Annotated in this window: 13 protein-coding genes; 9 read left to right on the top strand and 4 right to left on the bottom strand. The window is 41.9% G+C overall.

Annotated elements, in window-relative coordinates:
* Positions 1–42: 42 nt before the first annotated feature.
* Together MB380_RS16285 and MB380_RS16280 are read right to left on the bottom strand one after the other, a co-directional pair.
* Positions 43–1,083, bottom strand: a complete 1,041-nt coding sequence (locus tag MB380_RS16285) for a response regulator (RefSeq protein WP_101725819.1) — start codon at positions 1,081–1,083, stop codon at positions 43–45.
* Positions 1,084–1,093: 10 nt separating this feature from the next.
* A complete protein-coding gene (locus MB380_RS16280) occupies positions 1,094–2,290 on the bottom strand; it encodes a PAS domain-containing sensor histidine kinase (RefSeq protein WP_253527501.1) in 1,197 nt (398 codons plus the stop codon).
* Positions 2,291–2,499: 209 nt separating this feature from the next.
* Between MB380_RS16280 and MB380_RS16275 the strand changes: the two genes are divergently transcribed.
* Together MB380_RS16275 and MB380_RS16270 are read left to right on the top strand one after the other, a co-directional pair.
* Complete coding sequence (locus MB380_RS16275) at positions 2,500–3,318, top strand: universal stress protein (RefSeq protein ID WP_253527499.1); 819 nt, start codon at positions 2,500–2,502, stop codon at positions 3,316–3,318.
* A gap of 24 nt (positions 3,319–3,342) precedes the next feature.
* Entirely contained in the window at positions 3,343–3,690 is a 348-nt protein-coding gene (locus tag MB380_RS16270) for a hypothetical protein (RefSeq protein ID WP_101725816.1), read from the top strand.
* Positions 3,691–3,917: 227 nt separating this feature from the next.
* Here the strand turns inward: MB380_RS16270 and MB380_RS16265 are convergent, their stop codons facing one another.
* On the bottom strand, positions 3,918–5,036 hold the full coding sequence (locus tag MB380_RS16265) for a lipopolysaccharide assembly protein LapB (protein ID WP_253527497.1): 1,119 nt from the start codon (positions 5,034–5,036) through the stop codon (positions 3,918–3,920).
* Positions 5,037–5,078: 42 nt separating this feature from the next.
* The gene (locus MB380_RS16260; protein ID WP_253527480.1) at positions 5,079–6,488 is read right to left on the bottom strand and encodes a TlpA disulfide reductase family protein; all 1,410 of its coding nucleotides are present in this window, start codon (positions 6,486–6,488) and stop codon (positions 5,079–5,081) included.
* A 468-nt stretch (positions 6,489–6,956) separates the two neighbouring features.
* Between MB380_RS16260 and MB380_RS16255 the strand changes: the two genes are divergently transcribed.
* The 7 genes from MB380_RS16255 (at position 6,957) to ccoN (ending at position 15,150) form a co-directional block, all read left to right on the top strand.
* The gene (locus MB380_RS16255) at positions 6,957–7,703 is read left to right on the top strand and encodes an acyl-CoA desaturase (protein ID WP_253527477.1); all 747 of its coding nucleotides are present in this window, start codon (positions 6,957–6,959) and stop codon (positions 7,701–7,703) included.
* A gap of 19 nt (positions 7,704–7,722) precedes the next feature.
* Complete coding sequence (locus tag MB380_RS16250; protein WP_253527474.1) at positions 7,723–10,128, top strand: heavy metal translocating P-type ATPase metal-binding domain-containing protein; 2,406 nt, start codon at positions 7,723–7,725, stop codon at positions 10,126–10,128.
* A gap of 1 nt (position 10,129) precedes the next feature.
* Positions 10,130–10,297 carry a cbb3-type cytochrome oxidase assembly protein CcoS gene (gene ccoS, locus MB380_RS16245; protein ID WP_101725811.1) on the top strand — a complete coding sequence of 56 codons (168 nt, stop codon included), beginning with the start codon at positions 10,130–10,132 and terminating at the stop codon, positions 10,295–10,297.
* A 60-nt stretch (positions 10,298–10,357) separates the two neighbouring features.
* Positions 10,358–11,206 carry a hypothetical protein gene (locus MB380_RS16240; RefSeq protein ID WP_253527472.1) on the top strand — a complete coding sequence of 283 codons (849 nt, stop codon included), beginning with the start codon at positions 10,358–10,360 and terminating at the stop codon, positions 11,204–11,206.
* Positions 11,207–11,403: 197 nt separating this feature from the next.
* Positions 11,404–12,267 carry a universal stress protein gene (locus MB380_RS16235; RefSeq protein ID WP_253527469.1) on the top strand — a complete coding sequence of 288 codons (864 nt, stop codon included), beginning with the start codon at positions 11,404–11,406 and terminating at the stop codon, positions 12,265–12,267.
* 230 nt (positions 12,268–12,497) lie between these two features.
* Positions 12,498–12,890, top strand: a complete 393-nt coding sequence (locus MB380_RS16230) for a hypothetical protein (RefSeq protein ID WP_253527466.1) — start codon at positions 12,498–12,500, stop codon at positions 12,888–12,890.
* Positions 12,891–13,014: 124 nt separating this feature from the next.
* On the top strand, positions 13,015–15,150 hold the full coding sequence (ccoN, locus tag MB380_RS16225; RefSeq protein WP_253527463.1) for a cytochrome-c oxidase, cbb3-type subunit I: 2,136 nt from the start codon (positions 13,015–13,017) through the stop codon (positions 15,148–15,150).

The following is a 15,150-nucleotide window of genomic DNA, read 5'->3' as shown; positions in this document are numbered from 1 at the left end:
AGATGCCTTACAAAAAAAGAAATATGATAGCGGTCATATTTGCTAGTTTCTGAGTTTTTTTAGTTTTTCGGGATTAACAATCGTTATTTTGCCTGATTCAATTTCTACCAGTTTCTCGTCTTTAAAGTCAGATAAAGTGCGAATGGCCGTTTCCAGAGAGGTTCCTGCGGCGCTGGCCAGGTCTTCACGGCTGATTTTCATAGACGCCTGGTTGTCTGGAAAAAACTTGAGCAATGCCTCAGAAACACGTTTACGCACCGAATTATAGGCCAGTTTTAACAAGCTGCTTTCGTTGTCTTTGATGTTTTTTGAGAGCAGCTGAATAAACTTCTGTGCCACCTGCGGGTTTTGTAATAAAAGGTTGTTAAAGTCTTTTTTGGGTATCAGGCAAATTTCTGAGTCTTCCAGGGTTTCAATGGTATCGGTAAAATTGGTTTCCTGAATCAGGTCAACGTAACCAACAAAGTCGCCGGGATGGTAGAGGTTTACAATAAACTCTTTGCCATCATCATTAGTTTTAAAGGCTTTCAGCTTGCCTTTCAGTACATAATACAGATAAAGGGGGAAGTCTCCCTCTCTGTAAATTTCAGTTTTTTTCTTAAAGTATCTTATTTCGCGGTTTTCTGTCAGTTTCTTTAACTCCTGTTCCCCGTTGGCGTCGGCAATGAGCTGGTCAAGGCCGGTTATATCCTGCGCGTATTGCTTTTTAGATAATTCTTTTTTTCTGAGGCGGCTTTCAATGGCGCTAAGCAGTTCTACATCGTCAAAAGGTTTAGTGATGTAGTCATCGGCGCCCATATCCATTCCTTTTCGTAAATCAGAGCGTTCTGCTTTGGCAGTAAGAAAAATAAACGGTATTGAGGCTGTTTTTTCTTGCTTTGATAGTAAATGTAAAACACCGTAGCCATCAAGCACAGGCATCATGATATCGCAAATAATCAGGTCTGGTTGTTCTTTTATGGCAATGTCAACCCCAACTTTTCCATTCTCGGCTGTCAGAACTTCATATCCGTCCAGTTCAAGTATTTCAGATGTGTTTTCTCTTATTTCAGCGTTGTCTTCAATTAATAATATTTTTTTCATAGCTTTTCGCTTATAATTGTCTTGGTAGGGTAATAACAAATTCAGTGCCTTTGTTTTCCTGGCTTGAGTAATCAATTTTTCCTTTTAACAGATTTACGTACTGATTCACGATGCTGAGGCCTAAGCCAGTACCCTGTATTTCGCCGGCGTTGCTCATTCTGTAAAACCGCTCAAACAGGTGTTTTTTCTCAGCCTCCGGTATACCAATGCCTTCATCTTGTACCCGAAGCGTTACGCTGTTTTCGTCCAGGCGTACGCTTACAAACACTTGTGCGCCCTCAGGCGAAAACTTGATGGCGTTAGAAACAAGGTTTATTAAAATGTTTTTGATGATCTTGGGGTCGATTCTTACCTGGTGCGAGTCGTCTCCTGAAATGCAGTTGTACAAGATCTTTTGCCCTTTTTTTGCAATGCCCTGCATCTGCTGGCAAATTTCGTCAATTAGCTCGCTGATGTCAAATGTTTCAGGCGATACAATTACTTTGCCTTCTTCCAGTTTATTGAGCGATAGAAAATCATTCAGAATTTCGGTCAGCATTCGTACCGACGATTTGATGCGACTAATGTGCTTGTCGCGTTTTTCGTTCTCGTCAAGGTCGGCGTATTTTTCAACCAGTGATAATGACGACAAAACTGTAGCCAATGGTGTGCGGAATTCATGCGAAGCAAGGGTAATAAACCTGGATTTCATCAGGTTCAGTTCTTGCTCGCGCTTTAGTGCTTTATCAAGTTCATCTTTGGTTTTTTCCAGTTTCTGAATGGCCTCTTTTAATACAAGCGTGCGTTCTTCCACCTCCACTTCCAGTTCGTTTTTATAAGAAACCAATCTGTTTTCGGCTTTTTTACGAATGGTAATGTCAATAACAAAGGCTATCACATACGCACCTTTGCTGTTGTGATAAGGGCTGAGGCTGATTTCAACCGCAAACTCACTGCCATCTTTACGGCGGGCGTACAAATCCATGCCGCTGCCCATCGAGCGCGCATGTGGATGCTCGTTAAATGCTCTGCGGTGTTCGGTATGGGTATGGCGGAATCTGCCGGGAATCAGATCTTCAATAGACAGGTTCTCCAGTTCTTCAGGCTCGTACCCAAACATTGCCGCACCGCTTGGGTTTACTCTTACAATTTTCCCTTGCTTATCCGCTATTAAAATTCCTTCAGTGGCAAACAAGAAAATAGCCTCCGACTGGTGTAATATATCCATTTCCGCAACTGTTGACCTCGTACCTGGGTTGTTTTTCATCAGCAAAGAAGAGAAGTTTTGTAAGCTAAAAATATGACAAATATCAGTTTTCTGAAACCGCCCAAATGTTTTTTTTTTGAGTTTATCATAGCTACTTATGATGAAACTCATATTCAATGGCCCGAAAAATATAGAATTTTGTTGCAATGAAACTATCCAGATTCCGCATTATGAAAACTATACTACTGGCTACCGATTTTTCAAGGGCAGGCAATAAGGCTGCACATCTGGCTGCAAATATAGCAATAAAGCAGCAGGCGCGCCTGGTAATGTTTCATGCATACCGTTTTTTGAATACCTATGATGATAATTACGGGCTGCCTATTGATGAAGTGAAAAGAATTAGTGCCAAAAAACTGAGTGATTTAAAAAAAAGAGTGATGGCCAGGGTTAATCAGCCACTAGAAATAGAGGTTTGTTACAGGCACGGTTCTGTAATTGATACCATAAAAACCGCAACTAAAGAATTTGAAGTTGACCTGATTGTGATGAGTAGCGTGGGGGACTCTCCGCTTGGCGCTGGTTTTTTTGGTAGTGCGGCCACCGAAATGATTGATTCATTGAAAATACCAATGCTGGTTTTACCGCCCAACTACACAATTAAGCATTTTGAAAATGCCGTGATGGGGGTTGACCTGAGCAAACCCATAGATGCCGCCGTATTAGGAAAAGCTATTTATTTTTTAAGAGACCTTGACACCGTGGTTGATGTAATATATGTAGCCCCCAATACACCGGCATTACCAATAGAAGATATTAAAAAAGCAGAATTAAGCTTGCGTGAGTTACTGAAGAATGTGCCGCATACGTTTCAGACAGTGACTGGTAAAAATCAGGTTGAGACCATTAACAGTTTTGTTAAAAGCAGAAAAGCTCAACTTTTGATTACGTTTCCGAAGCATCATGGGTTTCTGGAGAAGATTTTCTTTGCAGGTAATACCCGTCGACTGGTTTTTGATGCCGAGGTTCCGGTTTTGGCAATACAGTAAATTTAACGCTGAAAAATACTATACATGAAGATTGTTGTTGATAAGGAAATGTCAGTTAATCAGTTAGCAAGGGCATTTAACGAGATTTACCCTTTTCTGAAGATAGAGGTGTATCATAGAGGAAATGAAATGAGCACTGACGCCTTCCATACTCTGAACGATATCTCAAGCCTGAAGAATCCTTCGGTGTTTATTATATCACCGAATATGACAATTGAGCAGATTGAAGAGTATTTCTGGGAAAAACTAGGGTTACAGATTAGTGTTTTCAGGAAAGTGGGAAACTCCTGGATACATACCGCATTTACTAACAAATGGACACTTGAACGCCAGAATGATATTGGACGCAATATCTACAGTTCTATTGTGTAGGTAAACACTTTTACCTGCCAATAGAACTGCCAGCAATGGTATTTTATACATGTGCAATTGTTTATGTACTGCCTTAAAGATTTATCTGCCACTATTTTACTTTTCTCTTTAAAGTAATAAAGAATTTACCCGAAAAGTGTGATTTTTCGGGGTTTTTTCTTTTAAACTTCCGTTGCCGCGTAGTTTTTAATACGATTAGCAGAATCAATAAGTTTTAGGTGTTTATTCTATCTGGCTTTCAGATACTCCAGCCTTTTGGTGGCATCAGACCTGTACTGCTTTACGGTGTCTGACGACAACAGGTATTTATTATAGAACTCAACAGCGTGGTTTTTGTCGTTTTTCCAGTCGTAAGTTCGGGCCATTAAAAAGAGCAGGTAGGAGCGGTCATCGAACAGATAAGCGTTATTATAGGCATCAATGGCTTCACTATAGTTTTTCTCTTTCTCGTTTATATAGCCCAGGGTATAATAATAATCGGCTATGTTTTCTGATACACCCATGGCAATGGCTTTTTCGAAATGTATTTTGGCTTTGGCCATATTGTTTTCTTTCATATAAGCCAGCCCCAGAAAATAGTCTATCCCTTCTTCCGGCTCGCCTTTTTGCGTGTATTTTTCTAATACTTCTATGCATTGTCTGGTGCTGTCGGTTCGGTAATAGGCAAAGCCCAGCATGCGTTGATAAGCAAGGCTTGAGTCTCCCAGAGCCATCAGGGTTCGAATGGCCGGAATCACCTCCTGAAACTTCATCTCTTTATATAGCGCTTTAACTTTCAGCTGATGCAAAGGCAGGTAGGCAGAATCATACTTCAGGTGTCTTTCTACCAGATTAAGACAATTTTTGGTCATGTTTCTGCGCAGATACACTTTGCCCAGTTCGTTTGCGCAATCAAGGTCGTTCAACGAAATGGCTTTGCGAAGTAAAACCATGGCCAGCGAATCGTTCCCTAGTTTAGTGTAAACCACCCCCAGTAGTTTGAGGTACGTAGCATTGGTTGAATCTACCTTTAACAGCTTACTGTAATAGGTTTTTGCTTTCTTGTAATTGCCAGCGCTTTCGGCATTATTAGCAATCTGAAATAAGGCTGTACGATTGCTGGAATCGGCAACCAGCACTTTTCCGTAGAAGGTATCGCTTTGTTTGTAATCGCCGGTTTTTGCATAGCAAAAGCCTTTTTCAAGCAGGCAGGGTTGGGTATTACAGCCAGCCAGCATCTGAATGGCCTCGCCAAAACGGTAATCATTCGTAAGTGCTTTGGCTTTGCTAAGTGTATTGTCGGCAGTAGTTTGAGCCAAAGCCTGGCTGTAAAAAAGAATAGCAAAAAGATAAATGAAGTTTTTCATGATTGCTTTATATTTATGAGTGAATAGATTTCAGACAAAAAATTAATTGTTCAGGAGCTTATCAAACATTCGCTTCACTTCTGGGTCAGATGGCCTCGGGGCATTGTCAGACATTATCTGTGCATGGGCATCAACAATAAGATATCGGGGAATAGAGCTGATATTGAATTTTTTGGCAATTGCCGAAGCATTGCCGCTTGGCAATAGATAAGATTCGCCGGGTGCAATGCCCAATTGTTGCATGGCTTTGCTCCAGGCGTTAGGGTCTTCATCGGTTGAGATATAAACAAAACCGATGCCTTTCTCCTCATATTCTGCTTTCAGTTTATGTGATGCCGGCATTTCTGCCCGGCATGGCTCACACCAGCTGGCCCAGAAATCTACATAGTAAAAGCGCTTATCCGATTTTTTGAAAATGTCGTTCAGTTCCCCCGCTTCATACTTGCCGTTTAGCAAGGGCAGGTTGTTTCCTATTTGTTGAGTGGTTTTATAAAAAGGCAGGAGGTTATCAGTTGCAAAAGAACGAATGAATAGATTTTGGGAAATTGATGCCAGTTTTTCTGCAATATGAAGATTAATTGATTTATCGATGTTCTGTTTATTAAGGTTGATGATGTCTAGCAGAACAGCCTCAAGCGTAGCACCAGAAAAGCTGTTCAGGGCTATTTCTGCCATTTTCTTATAATCAGTTCCGGTTTTTTCAAGGTCTTGGCCAGACTTAAGCAATACGTAACTCAGCACAGTGGCCCGATAGTTGGATTCATAGAAGAACTGGTCGCTGCTAATGAAGTTATTCTCGAACGCGGCTGTTATTTCCTTGTTTTGCGGTAATCGCTTTTGTTCGTATGGCGAAAAGTAAGGTGCAGCAAGGGTAACGAGGTAATCGTTCAGAAAAAGGGCTTTCAGGTATTGATAATAGGTTTCTCGTATTGGTTTTCGGCTTTTGTATTCATTTAAAAAAGCTATTCTTTTGTTGTAATTGGCTTCAAGCTGTTTGTATCTGGGTATTCCTGAAATTTTGACAGGTATTTGCATAACGGCGAATCCTTCAAACTGGCCACATATTTTTTCGAACTCGTTGAAAAAATCAAGTTCGTTGTTTCTGGTGCTGTCAGAAAGGCTTCTGATGTAAGTTACATTGTCTTTGTTTTTAGATAGATAGAGTTTTTCGCCGGGGTATATTACAAAAGATAGCTGACGCCCGAACCGGTACTTTTTGTCGGTGTCGTTTGATATCAATCTAATTGGGTAAGGTTCTTTAATAACCAGAGTTTCGGTTTTGTTTTCATTGAGTTCTAAAACCTTATAGCCACTAAAATTACCGTTGTATTGCACAAAAATGGGCGTATGTGCTTTCTTTTTGTCGACGATAATAATGGTTGAGTCTTGTTTGGCGTAAACAGTTGCGCATAAAGCCATAAAAAATGAAAGAAACCGGAAGTGAGTTTTCATAAAAGTTAGTTTTGAACATTGTTAGTTTATGGAATGGTATAGTAAGTTGAACTAACCTACTCTGCCGAATAGGCGTACAATAGCCGGAAGACTAATAAAGCCTTAAAATGAATAAGTTTAAGAGCGTCAACGGGCCTTTCAGTCAATTATTACTTTGGCTAAGCCATCATAAAATGTTTGTGCAGTATAAATGCAGGCAGGCAAAGGCTGCGACCAAAGCCGGTAAAGCAGCCAGAAAAAAGTTTAAGGTTTTTCATGTGTTGAATGGTTTAAAAACCAGCAATAAGTTTAATTGAACATTGGTACTACAAAAATAATGTTTTCTACCGTTTAGCAAAATTTCTGGATTCAGATTTTGAATCGGCTTCTAAAAAAAATGATATCTATCAGTTTTTTTATTGGCGTTTGGTCATAATTGTGGTTTGGAACGATACCTAATTTTGGGCTTTAAAATAACCACAATTCTTAATGGCAATCTTAATTTTTTTCCTGGCCCACTGGTACCTATCATTGTTTTCACAAACTTTCTTTTTACACCGCTATGCTGCCCACCAGATGTTTACGATGACGAAGGGTTGGGAGAGGTTTTTCTACGTGGTTACGTATGTAACACAGGGGTCGTCGTTTCTCAGCCCTAAAGCTTACGGTATTATGCACCGCCTGCACCATGCTTATGCCGACACCGAGCAAGACCCGCATTCGCCGAGCTACTCAGATAACTTGTTTCACATGATGTGGAAAACCAAAAATTACTATAACGATATTCTGAACGACAAAGCCAACATTGAGCCCAAGTTTAAGAAAGGTGTACCTAACTGGATGTTTATGGAGCGCCTGGGTGACGCCTGGGTGTCGAGAATAGGCTGGGGGGTATTGTATACCTTGTTTTATATGTATTTTGCAACCAGTGCCTGGGAGTATCTGTTGTTGCCGATCCATTACCTGATGGGCCCGGTGCACGGGGTTATTATTAACTGGTTTGCACATAAATATGGCTACACCAACTTTAAGGTGAACGACACCGCAAGAAATCTGTTGCCCTTTGATTTTCTGATGATGGGCGAATCTTACCACAACAACCATCATAAATTGGGCGGTAGGGCGAACTTCGGCGTAAAATGGCATGAGTTTGACCCTACGTACCCAATTATTCTGCTGCTGAACAAACTTAAAATTGTGAAGCTGAAACTGAACAACGACCTGAACTATATGTAGTCTGATAAACGATACAGCTATGACACTGAACGAAACAAAAACAACGTGCTACCATTGTGGTGAAGATTGTGCCGACAGCCCGATTGTGTTGGAAGACAAACACTTTTGTTGTCATGGCTGTAAAACAGTTTATGAGATACTGCAAGACAATAATCTTTGTTCTTATTATGACCTTAACCAGCATGCCGGGGTTAGCCTGAAAGCGGCTAACTTTAAGGGCAGGTTTGATTATCTGGCCGACGACAAAATTCAGGCGCAATTGCTTGATTTCAGCAGCGAGACCATTCATAAGGTTACGCTTTTTGTTCCGGCCATTCATTGTAGTTCTTGCGTATGGTTGTTAGAAAACTTCAACAAAATTCAGGACGGGGTATTTACAGCCCGGCTCAATTTTCTGAAAAAGGAGCTGTCGCTGAGCTATGACCCAGCCAAAGTAAGCCTGAAAACCATAGTGGAACTACTGGCAACACTGGGCTATGAGCCACTGATAAACCTGCAAAGTGCTGAGCATCAGCCCGGGCAAAACCGTGTGCAACGCCGCCTGATTATGCAGATAGGGGTGGTGGGCTTTTGCATGGGTAATATCATGCTGTTGAGTTTTCCGGAGTATTTCCGGCTTGATTTAAACAACCTGGTGGATGCCACGTATCAGAGGTTTTTCCTGTATCTCAACTTTCTGTTATCGTTGCCGGTGTTTTTCTTTGGGGCTTCAGATTACCTGAAAGGCGCCATTGTGTCTATCAAAGAGAATATCCGGAACAAAACCCATGTGTTAAGCGTAGATATTCCTATTGCGCTGGGTATTACAGCCTTGTTTGTACGCAGTAGTTTCGAGACCTTCGTTAACCATTCAGCCGGGTATTGGGATAGCCTAGCCGGGCTGGTTTTTTTTCTGCTTACCGGCAAATGGGTACAACAGGTAACTTATAACTACCTGTCTTTTGAACGAAACTACAAATCTTATTTCCCGCTGGCAGTAAAAGTAAACGGAGGTTATAAAAACGTAACTGAGGTTCAGAAAGGCGATGTACTGGAGATTCACCATCAGGAGCTGATTCCGGCCGATACGCTGTTGCTGTCGGAGCGAGCCTACGTTGATTACAGTTTTGTAACGGGGGAATCGGAACCGATAAAAAAAGAGAAAGGCGAATTGATATATGCAGGTGGCCGGCTGATTGGCGAAAAGGTAACACTGGCCGTGCAAAAGAAGGTGTCGCAAAGCTACCTGACCGAATTATGGAACAACGAGGCCTTTAAAAAAGAAAAAAAGACGCCTGCTACAGATCTGGCCAATGCCTTTAGTAAATATTTTACCTATACCACTTTACTGATTGCACTTGTAACAGGCATTTACTGGTACAATGTACAGCCTGATATTGTTTGGAAAAGCGTAACCGCTGTGCTGATGGTGGCCTGCCCATGTGCCCTGACACTATCAATGCCATTTACCATGAACACCACCATGGGTATTTTTGGGCGCAATAAGTTTTTTGTTAAAAATCAGAATGTAATTCAACTGCTTACAGAGATTAATGAGGTGGTGTTTGACAAAACAGGAACCCTTACCGAAAACAAAAACGGCCAGCTGCACTTTGAAGACGGCCAACTTACCGAAGAAGAAAAAGGGTGGGTTAGCCAGCTAACGGCACAGTCGGTGCACCCGCTGAGCAAAATGATAAGCCGCCACCTTGGTGCCGGAAGCGGCGAAATCAGCTATTTTAATGAAATAAAAGGCATGGGTATTGAAGGGGCAGTAGCCGGTAATTTTATAAGGCTGGGTAATGCAGAGTTTTTAGGTTTGCATACCCATACCCTGCGCACCGGGCAGGTAAATGTAGAGATTAATAAGGAGTACCGGGGGTATTTTACCATCAAAGCCAATTATAGAAAAAACTGGCGCGAAGTGTTGACCCGGTTGAAATCTGGCTTTAAGCTCGCTTTATTATCGGGCGATAACGATGAAGAGAAAGAAAACCTGAGCCCTTATTTTGATAAAAACCGCTTGCTGTTTAATCAGAAACCACAGGATAAACTTGATTTTATAAGAATAGAGCAGGAGACTGGCCGCCACGTGCTAATGATTGGCGACGGCCTGAACGACGCCGGAGCCTTGCGCCAAAGTAATGTGGGCATTGCCCTGAGCGAAGACGTGCAGGCGTTTTCGCCGGCTTGTGATGCCATTCTGGATGCCACAAAGTTTGACAGGCTGACCGACTTTCTCCGTTTTAGTAAAACGGCGCTTAATATTGTAAAAGCCAGCTTTGTGTTGTCGCTGGTCTATAATTTTATAGGTATTGGCTGGGCGGTTTCGGGGCAGTTATCACCAGTAATGGCAGCTATATTTATGCCCTTAAGCTCGCTTTCTGTAGTATTGTTTGCCGTAGGCATGACCTACCTCTTTGCACGCATCAAAAAACTGATTTAAAATGGCTGTTATTATATTTCTGGTTGTGGCGGCCCTGCTGGTAGCGGGCGGCTTCTTGTTCTCGTTTATCTGGGCTACTAACGATGGCCAGTTTGACGACACCTATACGCCCTCGGTAAGGATTTTGTTTGATGAAGAAAAACCTGCCGAAAATCATAAAGTTTCATGAGGCACAATAGATTTTGGTTGGCAGCGCTTACCTAGTTTTGCTTATCAATTTAACCTGTCTATGAAAACAAAAGTACATAGAAACCTGATTGCATACGTTCGTAAATCTATTGTGTTTGTCCTTGAGTCCGGGGCGTTAGCCGGTGTTATATTGTTGGTGATTCTATTCTTTGTTGCACGTAATTGTGAGGCGCAGGTTGATTTTGCGGGGATTCCGGAAACAGAGAAATTCATAAACAATAAAGCACAGATAACCGTAAAAAACGTAAAGTATGTGCAACGGGAAGATGACATTGACTGCACCTGGAAAACGTCTCACGCAGTGCTGGACGGAATGCTTGACATTCGGACTCAGGATTTTCTGAACGATTGGTTGTCTGGTATGACCGCCTTCGGAAATTGTGAAGGAGACAAAGAATGCTATGATTTTGAGCTGTATCATTATTTCTATAAATCAACCCGGGTGAGCTACCTGAAGAACGATTTTCTGGGTTTTTATCTGCATGAGGGTAACTGCAAAACTGAAAGAAGCTATTGTCTTGAAAATCAGGACTGGGAGATATATGACCTGAGAGGCAAGCGTTTTTTGCAGGAAAGCGATATCATTAATCAGGATGAAAAATCGCAGAAGATATTTTATAGCCTGATTGAAAACCGGGTAAAAAAACTAAAGCAGAATCTGGTGAGCGACTGGAAAGCCTATACCAGACAGATAGGTCTTGATAAAAATATGCTGGTGGTGTATCTGAACAACGACATGATGAATAACACCAGAGGTGTGCTACTGAAATTCAGAATAGAAGAAATTGAAAAAGTATTAGTGCCTTGCTTTGCAAACCGCCTTAATAACCGCGGATGCGAAAAAATAGCAGAAGCCCCGGGCATTACGCAACAATTTATAAAAAATTAAAAAACTGTCAGTTTTGTTAAGGTATAAGGCAGTTTTTTAATTTGCTAGGGTAAAGTATTTAGGTTCAAATGCTGAAAAAAGACAGGTTTTGCCTGTCTTTTTTTTCTGACATCAATCATGTTTGTACCTATATACGCTCATAAAAAAATGATGATGGCTGATATAGCTTTGTTTCGTTAAAATAAATTTCAACCATCATGAAAAAAGTACTTCTTCCGACCGATTTCTCGAAAGCTTCAGAAAAGGCCATACGATACGCCATTCAATTGTTTGGCGATACTCCCTGCGAGTTTACGCTGATGCATGCTTACGATACTTTTCCGACAGGAGGGTCTCCTGAAATTGCGTATTCAATGATAGAAGAGTTGTTCTCCCGTGCCAAAGAAGAAATCCTGGAGCATCTGGAAGAAGTAAAACAATGGGATACCCGCAAGATACATACATTTAAAACAGATTTGATGCCAACATCGCCGGGTAGTGCCATTCAGGTGCTTAACCAGAAAAATCAGTATGATTTTGTAGTGGTAGGCGCTACAGGCAAGGGTAATGACATTCTATTTGGCAGTACTGCTACCGATGTGGTAAGAAACGTAATGACCAATTCTATTGTAGTACCCGTTAAATCTGAAATAAGACCAGTAAGAAATGTGGTGCTTGCGGTTGACTACAAACCTGTGCAGTCTTTTCATGAGCTGGACGAACTGAAAGCGTTGCTGATTAACAATAACGCTACGCTTACTTTATTGAATGTATTGAAAGAAAACCAGGTTCCGACAGATATAAACAGTCTTACCAGATACGAATACCATGATTATTTTAAAGGCGTGAATCTGGTGGATTATCAGATAATAGGTGATACGGCTGAGGAAGGAATAATTGAGTATCTGAATAACCACGAGGTAGATATGCTGGTAATGGTTACACGCCGCCATACATTTTTTGATGTGCTGTTTAACCGTTCAGTTACCCGCCGGTTTGCCTATAACCCAACCATACCATTGTTTAGTATTTATGACGAAGCGAACGTTACAGTGCCAGAACATGAAGTAGTTACTTTTTAAAATATGGCAGGGTCAGCACAATCAGGCCGGCCATTCTGGTAAAATAAAGCCCGGCTTAGCCTTGATATCAGCCAGAAAAGGCCCCTTTGTCTGCTAAAGGCAAAGGGGCTTTTACTAAAAACCTGCCAGCGGAGAAGCCCTTTCAAAAAAAGATATTCTATAAATAAAACAGACCATTTTCAGGTCTGAAAATCTACCTGAATCATTCAAATATTTAAACACACCAGACAATGAAAAAGTACTCAGAACTAAGCCATAGTCATTTTCAGAACAGGATATGGCGCAATGAACTGGAAATGATGCAAAAGGAAACAGATTTTTTTCTGACCGTAGTACAGGAAATTGACACCCTTGACAACAAAGAGCTCAATAACAGGCAGGAGTGGTTCATAAACCAGTTTCATCATTTCGAAAGGCTTATTAAACAGTTATCGACCGAACTGACTGACATTGAAAAGGGGTTGGCTGTGGGCGTACAGGAAGATAACATTCTTGATAAAGAGCAAAGGCTGGACCAGAGCTATTTCAGAGAAAGGATGGATTATTTTGAGCAGGACTACCGCAGCGTGAAAGCCAGATTCAGGGCTTTTATTGCTAATTCAGATACCGAAGGCATTGATTAGGCCGGGAAATACTACCCCGCCTGAATTATGATTAATGTCATGTTTTCTTAAAGCCTATGTCATGTTTTCAGCATAGTGCCGAAAGTAATTTTACGCCATCAAAGTTTCTAAACTTAATTTTACTATGCAGCATATTACGCAGCCCGAGTCAGTTGGGACATTAGAACGATTTGAATATGATAATAAAATCGTCAAAGCCTTTCTTGTTGTAACGGTCATTTTTGGTTTGGTTGGCATGTTAGCCGGCTTAACCCTGGCTGTACAACTCTTTTGGCCTGGAGCCAATTTTGAAACCCCCCACGTTACCTTTGGGCGGTTAAGACCTTTACACACCAATGCCATTATTTTTGCCTTTGTAGGTAATGCCATGTTTGCAGGTATTTACTACTCTATGCCCAGGCTGCTTAAAACCGCCATGTTCAGCAAGGCGCTATCGTGGATACACTTCTGGGGCTGGCAGCTTATTATTCTGGCAGCGGCTATTACGCTTCCTCTTGGTATAACAACCAGTAAAGAATACGCCGAGCTGGAATGGCCAATAGACATTGCCATTGCTTTAATATGGGTAGTATTTGCCATTAATATGTTTGGCACTATTATACGCCGCCGCGAGCGCCACATGTATGTAGCTGTTTGGTTTTACATAGCCACTGTGGTTACGGTTGCTTTGCTACACATTGTAAACTCTTTTGAGTTGCCAATTTCATTAACCAAAAGCTATTCGCTATACGCCGGGGTGCAAGATGCCCTGGTACAATGGTGGTACGGCCACAACGCGGTTGCGTTCTTCCTCACCACGCCTTATCTGGGTTTAATGTACTACTTCCTGCCTAAGGCAGCCAACAGACCCGTATATTCATATAAGTTATCAATTATCCACTTCTGGTCGCTCATATTTATTTATATCTGGGCGGGGCCTCACCACTTGTTGTACTCTTCATTACCAGACTGGGCACAAAGCCTTGGTACGGTGTTCTCAATTATGCTTATTGCGCCATCATGGGGTGGTATGCTTAATGGTTTGCTTACCTTGCGCGGCGCCTGGGACAAAGTTCGTGAAGACCCGGTTCTTAAATTCTTTGTGGTAGCAGTAACTGCCTATGGTATGGCTACTTTTGAAGGCCCGATGTTGTCTTTGAAAAACGTGAATGCTATTTCGCACTTTACAGACTGGACCATCGCCCACGTGCACGTTGGTGCCCTTGGCTGGAACGGTTTCATGATATTCGGTATCCTTTATTATCTGATACCACGTATGTATAAAACCCAGCTTTACTCTAAAGGATTAACCAATACGCACTTCTGGTTAGGTACATTAGGTATTATATTTTATGCGTTGCCTATGTACTGGGCGGGTTTCACACAAAGTTTAATGTGGAAAGAGTTTACACAAGATGGGTTCCTTGCTTACCCTAACTTCCTTGAAACCGTTACACAGATTGTACCTCTGTATATGATCAGAGCCGTGGGTGGTACCATGTATCTGATTGGTACGCTGGTAATGATATATAACCTGATTCAGACAGCCAAACAAGGAACTTTTGTTGCGGTAGAATACGGCGAGGCACCAGCGCTTGAAAAACACGTAAAAGTTGTAGGTGGCGGCTGGCACTCAGTTTTAGAGCGTAAACCGGTTGTTTTTACAGCTTTGGCAATTATAGCCGTGGCTATTGGCGGGGTGGTAGAGTTTGTGCCTACTGCGCTGATAGACTCTAACGTACCTACTATTGCGGCAGTGAAACCTTACACACCGCTTGAACTGGAAGGCCGCGATATCTACATCAAAGAAGGTTGTGTGGGCTGTCACTCGCAGATGGTTCGTCCGTTCCGTTCAGAAACCGAACGCTACGGCGAGTACTCTAAAGCCGGTGAGTTTGTGTATGACCACCCGTTCCTGTGGGGTTCTAAACGTACCGGGCCGGACTTGCACCGTGTTGGTAAAAAATACCCCGACAGCTGGCACTATAACCACATGATGGACCCTACCACTATGTCGCCCGGTTCAATTATGCCTCCTTACCCGTGGTTGCTTGAAAACGATTACGATAAAGAGATGATTCCGTCAAAAATTAAAGCCATGCGTACCCTGGGTGTGCCGTATCCGGAAGGTTATGAAAACATTGCGGTTGCTGATGCAGAAAAACAAGCTGCAGAAATTGCGAAGCGTCTGGCTGATGCCAAAATTAAAACAAGCGGCGATAAGGAAATAGTAGCACTGATTGCTTATCTGCAGAGACTAGGTACTGATATTAAACAATAA

Source organism: Emticicia sp. 21SJ11W-3 (assembly GCF_024138715.1).
Classification (GTDB): Bacteria; Bacteroidota; Bacteroidia; order Cytophagales; family Spirosomataceae; genus Emticicia; species Emticicia fluvialis.
Note: the sequence above shows the minus strand (reverse complement) of the source record. Positions and strands in the feature narration are given on the sequence as shown.

Bases quoted from the DNA above. Each gene is read 5' to 3' on its own strand.
- MB380_RS16285 (WP_101725819.1), bottom strand. From the start codon at position 1,083: ATGAAAAAAATATTATTAATTGAAGACAACGCTGAAATAAGAGAAAAC.
- MB380_RS16280 (WP_253527501.1), bottom strand. From the start codon at position 2,290: ATGGATATATTACACCAGTCGGAGGCTATTTTCTTGTTTGCCACTGAA.
- MB380_RS16275 (WP_253527499.1), top strand. From the start codon at position 2,500: ATGAAAACTATACTACTGGCTACCGATTTTTCAAGGGCAGGCAATAAG.
- MB380_RS16270 (WP_101725816.1), top strand. From the start codon at position 3,343: ATGAAGATTGTTGTTGATAAGGAAATGTCAGTTAATCAGTTAGCAAGG.
- MB380_RS16265 (WP_253527497.1), bottom strand. From the start codon at position 5,036: ATGAAAAACTTCATTTATCTTTTTGCTATTCTTTTTTACAGCCAGGCT.
- MB380_RS16260 (WP_253527480.1), bottom strand. From the start codon at position 6,488: ATGAAAACTCACTTCCGGTTTCTTTCATTTTTTATGGCTTTATGCGCA.
- MB380_RS16255 (WP_253527477.1), top strand. From the start codon at position 6,957: ATGGCAATCTTAATTTTTTTCCTGGCCCACTGGTACCTATCATTGTTT.
- MB380_RS16250 (WP_253527474.1), top strand. From the start codon at position 7,723: ATGACACTGAACGAAACAAAAACAACGTGCTACCATTGTGGTGAAGAT.
- ccoS (WP_101725811.1), top strand. From the start codon at position 10,130: ATGGCTGTTATTATATTTCTGGTTGTGGCGGCCCTGCTGGTAGCGGGC.
- MB380_RS16240 (WP_253527472.1), top strand. From the start codon at position 10,358: ATGAAAACAAAAGTACATAGAAACCTGATTGCATACGTTCGTAAATCT.
- MB380_RS16235 (WP_253527469.1), top strand. From the start codon at position 11,404: ATGAAAAAAGTACTTCTTCCGACCGATTTCTCGAAAGCTTCAGAAAAG.
- MB380_RS16230 (WP_253527466.1), top strand. From the start codon at position 12,498: ATGAAAAAGTACTCAGAACTAAGCCATAGTCATTTTCAGAACAGGATA.
- ccoN (WP_253527463.1), top strand. From the start codon at position 13,015: ATGCAGCATATTACGCAGCCCGAGTCAGTTGGGACATTAGAACGATTT.